The sequence below is a fragment of the Dactylosporangium aurantiacum genome (assembly GCF_000716715.1).
Classification (GTDB): Bacteria; Actinomycetota; Actinomycetes; order Mycobacteriales; family Micromonosporaceae; genus Dactylosporangium; species Dactylosporangium aurantiacum.
The window spans coordinates 180,264-189,115 of sequence record NZ_JNYJ01000054.1 but is presented as its reverse complement, the minus strand read 5'-3'; the positions used below and the strand labels follow the sequence as shown (position 1 = coordinate 189,115).

General features: G+C 69.3%; 9 protein-coding genes and 2 pseudogenes. 3 read left to right on the top strand and 8 right to left on the bottom strand.

Annotation, left to right across the window (positions count from 1 at the left end; all coding sequences use genetic code 11):
- A pseudogene (locus tag OP18_RS58155) lies at positions 1-95 on the bottom strand (glycosyltransferase); the annotation flags it as partial.
- Positions 96-198: 103 nt separating this feature from the next.
- On the opposite strand from OP18_RS58155, the gene OP18_RS42850 reads away from it, so the two are divergent.
- On the top strand, positions 199-579 hold the full coding sequence (locus tag OP18_RS42850) for a PPOX class F420-dependent oxidoreductase (RefSeq protein WP_033365013.1): 381 nt from the start codon (positions 199-201) through the stop codon (positions 577-579).
- Between the two features lie 119 nt (positions 580-698).
- Here the strand turns inward: OP18_RS42850 and OP18_RS42845 are convergent, their stop codons facing one another.
- Positions 699-908 carry a BldC family transcriptional regulator gene (locus OP18_RS42845; RefSeq protein WP_033365012.1) on the bottom strand — a complete coding sequence of 70 codons (210 nt, stop codon included), beginning with the start codon at positions 906-908 and terminating at the stop codon, positions 699-701.
- 437 nt (positions 909-1,345) lie between these two features.
- Entirely contained in the window at positions 1,346-2,185 is an 840-nt protein-coding gene (locus OP18_RS42840) for a DUF8083 family protein (RefSeq protein WP_033365011.1), read from the bottom strand.
- Positions 2,186-2,282: 97 nt separating this feature from the next.
- On the opposite strand from OP18_RS42840, the gene OP18_RS42835 reads away from it, so the two are divergent.
- Both OP18_RS42835 and OP18_RS42830 read left to right on the top strand, forming a co-directional pair.
- Positions 2,283-3,341 carry a Glu/Leu/Phe/Val dehydrogenase dimerization domain-containing protein gene (locus OP18_RS42835; protein ID WP_033365010.1) on the top strand — a complete coding sequence of 353 codons (1,059 nt, stop codon included), beginning with the start codon at positions 2,283-2,285 and terminating at the stop codon, positions 3,339-3,341.
- Between the two features lie 196 nt (positions 3,342-3,537).
- Complete coding sequence (locus OP18_RS42830; RefSeq protein WP_033365009.1) at positions 3,538-3,768, top strand: DUF3073 domain-containing protein; 231 nt, start codon at positions 3,538-3,540, stop codon at positions 3,766-3,768.
- 138 nt (positions 3,769-3,906) lie between these two features.
- Here OP18_RS42830 and amcA read toward each other — a convergent pair whose 3' ends face one another.
- The 5 genes and pseudogenes from amcA to OP18_RS58890 all read right to left on the bottom strand — a co-directional run bounded on the left by amcA (position 3,907) and on the right by OP18_RS58890 (position 8,631).
- Positions 3,907-4,041 (bottom strand): multiple cyclophane-containing RiPP AmcA, encoded by a 135-nt coding sequence (gene amcA, locus OP18_RS42825; RefSeq protein WP_389252899.1) that lies wholly within the window; start codon positions 4,039-4,041, stop codon positions 3,907-3,909.
- Between the two features lie 36 nt (positions 4,042-4,077).
- A pseudogene (gene amcB / locus OP18_RS42820) lies at positions 4,078-5,179 on the bottom strand (cyclophane-forming radical SAM peptide maturase AmcB); the annotation flags it as partial.
- A gap of 142 nt (positions 5,180-5,321) precedes the next feature.
- On the bottom strand, positions 5,322-6,476 hold the full coding sequence (gene purM, locus OP18_RS42815) for a phosphoribosylformylglycinamidine cyclo-ligase (protein WP_033365007.1): 1,155 nt from the start codon (positions 6,474-6,476) through the stop codon (positions 5,322-5,324).
- Between the two features lie 58 nt (positions 6,477-6,534).
- Complete coding sequence (gene purF, locus OP18_RS42810; protein ID WP_033365005.1) at positions 6,535-8,094, bottom strand: amidophosphoribosyltransferase; 1,560 nt, start codon at positions 8,092-8,094, stop codon at positions 6,535-6,537.
- Positions 8,095-8,277: 183 nt separating this feature from the next.
- Positions 8,278-8,631, bottom strand: coding sequence for a sterol carrier family protein (locus OP18_RS58890; protein ID WP_081971588.1), 354 nt, complete (start codon positions 8,629-8,631; stop codon positions 8,278-8,280).
- Positions 8,632-8,852: the final 221 nt, after the last annotated feature.

Sequence of the window (8,852 nt, the reverse complement as noted above, 5' to 3'; positions counted from 1 at the left end):
ATCTCGGTCGGGTAGTCCACGTCCAGTGCCTGCTTCACGGCGTCGGCGACGCGGACTTCCTCGTTGTAGACCGGCATCAGGATCGACAGCTTCATCACGATCTCCGAAGGGTTCGGGCTGGGACCATCAGACTAGCCCCCCGTCACCCGGGCGTGTGATGTCCCCGCTCGGGGTTGCGGACCTCGTACGGTGTGGCCTATGACGAGCGCAGCGAAGCAGTTGGGCGACGAAGCGTACATCGCGGTGACGACGTTCCGCCGCGACGGGACGCCGGTGCCCACACCGGTCTGGGTGGCTCCGGACGGTGACGCGTTGGTGATCTGGACCGTCGGCGACTCGGGCAAGGTGAAGCGGATCCGCCGGGACGGCCGCGTGACCGTCGCGCCGTGCACGGTGCGCGGGGTGCCGACCGGCGAGGCGGTGCCGGGGCACGCGACGGTGCTCGGCCCGGACGGCGGCCGGATGGCGCGGGAGCTGATCAAGCGGAAGTACGGGCTGCGCGGCCGTCTCTTCGTGTGGATGAGCGTCAAGCGGCGCGGCGAGGACGCGACGGTCGGCGTGCGGATCACGCTGGACTGAACGGCGGCCTTCGCGCAAAGCAACGCGCTCGGATCACCGGGGGGTGACGATCCGAGCGCGTCGCGGGAACAAGCGTGTTGTTTTGGCACCGGAGGGAGGCGCGAGGTAAGGTTGCGGCCTCAGTCGCCTTGGCGCTGCTGCGGGATCTGTCCCTGGAGCAGGGCGCGCACCTCGGATTCGCGATAGCGGCGGTGTCCGCCGAGGGTGCGGATGGCGCTCAGCTTGCCCGCCTTCGCCCATCGGGTGACGGTTTTCGGGTCGACGCGGAACATCGACGCGACCTCAGCCGGCGTTAGCAACGGCTCAGGCTCATGCGTGCGAGATGGCATCGGTCACTCCTCCACAGGTACCCAGGAACGTCGGACGGGGTCCCGCCGGCCGACGCGTTTCCTATGGTCCGGCTAGTCCCCGATGTCCGACATGGGCCGAACGGCTGAAGGTCCCTGTATGGACGGATGATGAATAAGTGAATTTTCCCATTTTGATGACACGAAATGGGATAAAGCGGGACCGGTTGTGACGCTCTGTGGGTGAGTCGATACGAATCTAGCTCACCCGACCGGGTGAGTGGTAGCCCACAAAGTCCTCCCAATAACCCATAACGGACACCACCGTGGAGCGATTCGGTTGCGAAGGGTGACACCCGTTCGTGGCTGTTGGGATCCGGACATTTACCTGTGACGATGCCGGTCCGGCCGCGGGAAGCACGAAGAAGGGACCCGGCCGTCGTGGCGGCCAGGCCCCTCGTGATCACCGTCCGTTGCGGCTAGTTGCAGCGCTCCAGCAGCTGTACGGCGCGCCAACGCTCGACCAGCTTCTCGTACACCTCGGTGGCCTCATCGGCGTCGCCGCGCGCCACGCTGGACAGTCCCGCCGCCACCAGGCCCGGCGAGTCGTCCTCGATCAGCGTCTCGTCGGAGAGCAGGTTGACCAGGCCGCCGTAGTCCAGCTCAACGATCGACCGGGAGTGGAACTCCTCGAGCCAGCGCGCCGTCTCCTCCACCGCGACGGTGATCGGCGCGTCGCCGATGGCGCGGCGCAGCACCGCATAGGCCCGGTGCGCCCGCCGGCGCGCCTTGGAGATCTCGGTGCGGTAGCGCAGCACCCGCCGGCCCGGCCGCAGCGACAGCTCCCGCTCCTCCAGGTCGACGAAGACGAACCAGCGCAGCGGCACGCCCCACGTCGCGACCTGCTCGTGCACCCGCGGCAGCCCGCGCTCCAGGACGTGGTCGCCGCTGCGCCAGTCGTCGACGACGGTCTGCGCCAGGCCGGCGAGGACCGGCGGCACGAAGGCGTCGGCGATCACGCTCGGCACCCCGTCGCGGGCGGTCAGGGCTGCCTCGGCGACCCGGATGCGCAGGTTCCACGGGCAGACGAGCAGCGTGTCGTCGGCCTCCAGGACGTAGGCCTCGTCGGGCAGGTCCGGCAGGCGGGTCCAGCCCGCGCCGAGCGCCTCGATGACCGAGGTCCGCTGCCGGCCGGGACCGTCGGACAGCGCGACTGCCCGGCCCTCCTTCACGTAGCGACGCCAGTACAACTGGTGATCGCGGTCGAAGGCGGCCAGCGGCTCGTATACCCGCAGGTATGACGCGAAGAGCGACGGCACGGCCCGATCGTCGCACGAAACCGTCGGCCATCGGTATTAGGGTCGGTACACAGGCGCCGTCTCACGAGGATCGGCCCCCACCGACACAGGAGCATCCATGGGTGTCTTCACCACCAGCCACGAGCAGGTCGTCTACTGTCACGACCGGCCGTCCGGCCTGCGCGCGATCATCGCCATCTACTCGACGGCGCTCGGTCCGGCACTGGGCGGGACCCGTTTCTACCCCTACGCGTCGGAGGACGACGCCCTGCACGACGTCCTCGACCTGTCGCGCGGCATGGCCTACAAGAACGCGCTCGCCGGGCTCGACCTCGGCGGTGGCAAGGCGGTGATCTGGGGCGACCCGGACAAGGACAAGAGCGAGGCGCTGCTGCGCGCCTACGGCCGGTTCGTCCAGTCGCTGGGCGGTCGTTACTACACGGCGTGCGATGTGGGCACGTATGTGCAGGACATGGACGTGGTGGCGAAGGAGACCAGGTTCGTCACCGGGCGCTCCGAGTCGCACGGCGGCGCGGGCGATTCGTCGGTCCTTACCGCCTACGGGGTCTTCCAGGGCATGCGGGCGGCCGCCGAGCACCGCTGGGGCACGGCGAGCCTCGCCGGCCGGCGGGTCGGCATCGCCGGGCTCGGCAAGGTCGGCAAGCACCTCACCGAGCACCTCATCGAGGACGGCGCCGCGGTCGTCGCGACCGACGTCAGCGAGCGCGCGGTGGAGTGGGTCCGCAGCACGTATCCGCAGGTGGACGTGGTCGACAGCAACCAGGACCTGGTCGCCGCCGACCTCGACGTCTACGCGCCGTGCGCGCTCGGCGGGGCGCTCAACGACGAGACCGTGGCGGTGCTGCGCGCCAAGATCGTCGCGGGCGCGGCGAACAACCAGCTGGCTCACCCGGGGGTGGAGAAGATGCTCGCCGAGCGCGACGTCCTCTACGCCCCGGACTATGTCGTCAACTCCGGCGGGGTCATCCAGGTGGCCGACGAGATCGAGGGCTTCAACTTCGCCCGGGCCCAGCAGCGGGCCGCCCGGATCTTCGACACCACGCGGGAGATCCTGCAGCTCGCGGAGGCTGAGGGGGTTCCACCGGCGGTCGCGGCGGATCGCCTCGCCGAACGGCGGATGGCCGACGTCGGAAGGCTCCGTACGATCCTCCTGTAAGCGTGACGACCACAGTACGACGGTGGTGCTTACCCAACCAGACCGGTCGGGTAAGCAACGCCACCGAATTGGTCGGCAGGGGCGAGATGCCGAAAGGTGCCCTCGACATGTACCGTAAGAGCCACGAGAGATGCCTGACGTTGTCGGGGCCTGCCGGTAATGGCTGCCCCGTAATTCTGTGCGAGGGGGTCGAGCCATGGGGCGCGGCCGTGCGAAGGCCAAGCAGACTAGGGTGGCCAGGGAGTTGAAGTACCACTCCCCCAACACCGACCTCGACGCGTTGCAGCGCGAGCTCGCGGGCAGCCCGAAGTCTTACGACGACTACGCCGGATCTGGCGATCAGGTCGACGATGAGGCCGACGACGAGGACGACGGTAACTACGACGACTCCTCCAGCGACAGCGACTGGCGCTCACGGAGTCGTTGATCATCGCTCAACCCGGCTGACGGGCACGTGGACACCCCACGTGCCCGCGTCGTGTCCGAGGCACCCGCGCGGTGGCCGTTCTCTCGACGGCGCACCGCGTGGGCGCTCAGGCACATCCAGACACCTCTGGCGCGGCCCTCAACGAGGACGGTTGTTCCAGTTGTAGAAGGTCGGGATGTTCTCGAAATGGTTCCAGGCACAGACGGCGCTGGCGCCGTCCTCGCCACTCGCCTCCGCGCGGGCGGCCCTTGCCAGCGCGGCCTCGTCGAGCAGCGCACGGAGGCCCTCAGCGGCTCCGTGGACGCGCTCCGTGACCGGGTCAGCGTGCTCCGGCATGGTCCAGCACTCCCTCCAGAAGGCAAATCTTGCTGTTGCGGCAGTGACGCGTCTGCGTGCCGTCGAACCTGCCGTGCTCGAAGTAGCGGTTCGCCGCATGCGCACCGCCGCAGAAGCCGAAGTACGGGCAGGTCGACCGGCACGCCTCCACCCCGCGCAGGTACTCCGGCACCCAGTCGGCGGACCCGGCCGCGCCGGCCAGGATGCTCGCCAGGGGCGTCCGCAGGACGTTGCCGGAGGAGAAGTCGCCGTACCGGGCGTCGGTGAAACCCGCCAACTCGGGTGAGAGCAGGAAGACCCGGCCGTCGGCGGCGATCGTCGGGATCGGGTCGAGCGCCGCGGGCAGCACGTCGTCGGCGTCGCCGGTCAGGACCGCGCCGGCGTAGCGCAGCGTCCACTCGATCTCCCGCACGTGGATGCGCGGGTCGCGCCGCCACGCCGCGACGAGCTCCGCCCAGAAGGCGCGGACCGCCTCGGTGCCGAAGTCGTTGACGCGGGCGTTGACCCCCTCCTGCTCCTCGATGTTGATCCCGAGGACGTCGCAGCCGAGGTCGAGGAAGTAGTCGTAGAGCCGGGTGGCGAGCCCGGGGGTGGGGGCGCCCACGACGCAGAGCGCCGAGAACGGGATCCCGTGGCGCCGCAGCGTCTCGATGCCGCGCCGGATCCGCCGGTACGAGGGTGCGCCGGCCCGATCGACACGGTGGCCGTTCAGGTCGGCCGGACCGTCGACGCTGACGCTGACGTGCATCCGGTGCGCGGCGAAGAACTCGCACCAGGCGTCGTCGACGAGCGTGGCGTTGGTCTGGACGTGGTGCTCGACGCCCGTGAACGGCGCCATCAGCTCGGCGAGGGCCTGGCGGCCCGCCGCGAGGGGCTCCCCGCCGTGCCAGACCACCGAGAACCGGTCATCGCCGGCGGCCCAGACGTTGACCGAGTCGGCCACCGCGCGCGCGACCTCGGGGCTCATCCGGTTGTCCCGGGCGCGGAAGGGAAGGTAGCAGTACGTGCAGTCAAGATTGCACAACGTCGTGGGCTGCATCACGACATAGCTCGGGACCGGGGAAATGCCCCGCATGCCGTTCCACGACACCGCCCCGTCCTCCTTTTGGGCGTAGGGACGTGTCGGTTCAGCCTAGGTCTCTTGTCTCGCTGCGGTAAGACCTGGAGATCGGAATAGGCGAGACTTCTCCAATCCCGCCTATTCCGACAACGCCGCGTCAGCCCCTGGTGTGCGAGCCGACCATCTGCACCTGACCGGTGCCCTCGATGACCTCGCCGACCTGCCAGGCGTCCACGCCGCGGCCGGCGAGGAACGCCAGGGTGCGGTCGGCGTCCTCGGCGGAGACGACGGTCAGCATGCCGATGCCCATGTTGAAGGTGCTCTCCATCTCCATGTCCTCGATGCGCCCCTTGGTGCGCACGAGCTCGAAGATGGGCTGCGGGCGCCAGGTCGAGCGGTCCACGACCGCGTCGACGTGCTCCGGCAGGACCCGGACCAGGTTGCCGGGGATACCGCCGCCCGTGACGTGGGCATACGCGTGGATCTCGCTCTCCTTGATGAGGTCGAGGCAGTCCTTCGCGTAGATGCGGGTCGGCGTGAGCAGCTCCTCGCCGAGCGTGCGCTGCGAGCCGAACTCGTCGATCACGCTGTCCAGCCGCATCCGGCCGGCGCCGAGCAGCACGTGCCGGACCAGGGAGTAGCCGTTGGAGTGCAGGCCGGTGGAGCGCAGGGCGATGACGACGTCGCCGACCTCGACCCGGTCGCGGCCGAGGATCGCGTCCTCTTCCACCACGCCGACGCCGGTGCCGGAGATGTCGTACTCGTCGGGGCGCATGACGCCGGGGTGCTCCGCCGTCTCGCCGCCGAGCAGGGCGCAGCCCGCATACCGGCAGCCGTCGGCGATGCCCGCGCCGATCTCCGCGACCCGGTCCGGCACGACCTCGCCGCAGGCGATGTAGTCGAGCAGGAACAGCGGCTCCGCGCCGCAGGCCACCAGGTCGTCGACCACCATCGCGACCAGGTCGATGCCGACCGTGTCGTGGATGCCCATGGCCTGGGCGATGGCCAGCTTCGTGCCGACACCGTCGGTCGACGAGGCGAGGATCGGGTTCTTGTACTTCTTCAGGTCGAGCCGGAACAGGCCCGCGAACCCGCCGATGTCACCCATGACCTCGGGCCGGTGCGTGCGGTGCACCTTGGTGCGCAGCAGCTCGACGGCCTTCTCACCGGCGTGGATCGACACGCCCGCGTCGGCATACGTCACGGTGCGCCTGCGGCTCCTGCCGTTGCCGGCGGTCCACAACTGCCGCTCGGGGGTGCTGCCCTGGCCGGTCTCACCGGCCTTCTCGGCGCGCTCATCCACGTGCGTCACTTTCTCCCCTTAGATTTGCCTCGGCGGCGGCCACCGCATGTTGCTATGGGTGGGCGGATCACGGACGCAGCAGTGCGCCCGAACCGCCCGGACTGGCGGCGACGCTGACCGCGCCACCGTCCGTCGTGGTGGGAGCGGCCCCCGCCGCACGCGCCACACCTTCCAGGACGTGCTTGCCGATCACGTTGTCGGCCGGCAGCTCGATCGGGTACTGACCGTCGAAGCACGCGCTGCACAGCCGGTTGGCGGGCTGCTCCGTCGCCGCGATCAAGCCGGGCAGCGACACGTAGCCGAGCGAGTCGGCGCCGATCGACCGGCGGATCCCTTCGAGGTCGAGCCCGTTGGCAAGCAGCTCCGCCCGGGTGGCGAAGTCGATGCCGTAGAAGCACGGCCACTTGACCGGCGGCGACGAGATGCGGACGTGCACCTCGACCGCGCCTGCTTCGCGCAACATACGAACGATCGCACGTTGTGTGTTGCCGCGCACGACGGAGTCGTCGACGACGACGAGGCGCTTGCCCCGCACGTTGTCGCGCAGCGGGTTGAGCTTGAGCCGGATGCCCAGCTGGCGGATGGTCTGGGACGGCTGGATGAAGGTGCGCCCGACGTAGGCGTTCTTGACGAGGCCGTGGCCGAACGGGATGCCGGACTCGGTCGCGTAACCGATCGCCGCCGGCGTGCCGGACTCCGGCACCGGGATGACCATGTCGGCCTCGACCGGGTGCTCCTTGGCGAGCGTCCGGCCGATCGCCACGCGCGCGGCGTGGACGTTGCGCCCGACGATGGTGGTGTCGGGGCGGGCCAGGTAGACGTACTCGAACAGGCAGCCCTTGGGGTCCGGGGTGCCGAAGCGGCTGGAGCGCAGGCCGTGCTCGTCGATGGCGATCAGCTCGCCGGGCTCGATCTCGCGCACGACGCTGGCGCCGACGATGTCGAGCGCGGCGGTCTCGCTCGCCACCACCCAGCCACGCTCGAGGCGGCCGAGGACCAGCGGGCGGACGCCGTTGACGTCGCGGGCCGCGTAGAGCGTGTCCTCGTCCATGAACACGAAGCTGAACGCGCCGCGCAGGGTCGGCAGCACGTCCAGGGCCGCGGCCTCGACCGACCGGTCGGGGTGGGCCGCGAGCAGCGCCGTGACCAGCGCGGTGTCGTTGGTCGAGTTCATCTGGTCGGGCTCGCCGAGCTCGGCGACGCGGCGGGCCAGCTCGGCCGTGTTGACCAGGTTGCCGTTGTGGGCCAGGGCGATCGTGGTGCCGCCGCGGTCCTCGCCCGGGGTGGTCGAGCGCAGCGTGGGCTGCGCGTTCTCCCAGTTGGACCCGCCGGTGGTCGAGTAGCGCGCGTGGCCGATGGCGATGTGGCCGTGCAGGCTCGCCAGGGTCGGCTCGTCGAAGACCTGGGACACGAGGCCGAGGTCCTTGTAGACCACCACGCCGGAGCCGTCGGACACCGCGATGCCGGCCGCTTCCTGCCCACGGTGCTGTAGCGCGTACAGCCCGTAGTAGGTCATCTTCGCGACCTCTTCGCCCGGCGCCCAGACGCCGAACACACCGCACTTGTCCTGGGGACCTGGACGCTGGGGGTCGAGCTCATGGCTCAACCGGCCATCGCCTCGGGGCACGTTGCCGCTCCTGTCGTCGCAGTTGCCGAGGGTCGTCGGCGGTGTGGGTCGAGGGGAGTCCGACCTGATAGGCGCCGTTATTCGGTCGCCTTCGCGTCCCAAAGTGTACGCGAGGAATTTGGCATGACGCACAGCCACAGTTCGCGCGCTGTTCGTAATCAGTGTCCCGTACGTTTTGCGGAGTTACAAGGGTAGATAGGCCGATAAATCGGCCCGAACCCCGCTGGCGCGGATCTTCCCAGTGCTGACTGCTTCATGCCAGGTTTTCCGTCCCGTGGCGATCTCCAACCAGGTGGCGGGATCGGTCTCCACGACGTTGGGTGGCGTACCTCTCGTATGCCGGGGGCCCTCGACGCATTGAATCGCGCCGTACGGAGGAACCCGCACCTCCACCGAACGGCCGGGAACTCGGGACCGCAGGTCAGCCAGGAGCTCTCGCACGGCGTCACGCAGCGCGAGCCGGTCGGGAGCGATTCCACCATCCAGCGCATCAAGGACGGTTTGCACCGTGTCGGAATATCGGTGCGGAGTGGACATGACGGGACGATACGACCGGCTGTGGGCCGGTCGCAACACCCTGCGCCTTTCGCCGACCCCTGTGGACAAGGCATAGTTTGCTGCGGCGCACCATGCAAAGCGAGCCTCGCTCGCATGTTGGACCATCGACAGAGATGCTCGGCAGAGACGCTCGGGTGAAAGTCAAGATCCGGAGGGGTGTGGACGTGACTACCCACCGACGAGCCTTGCTGCTCCGTGCT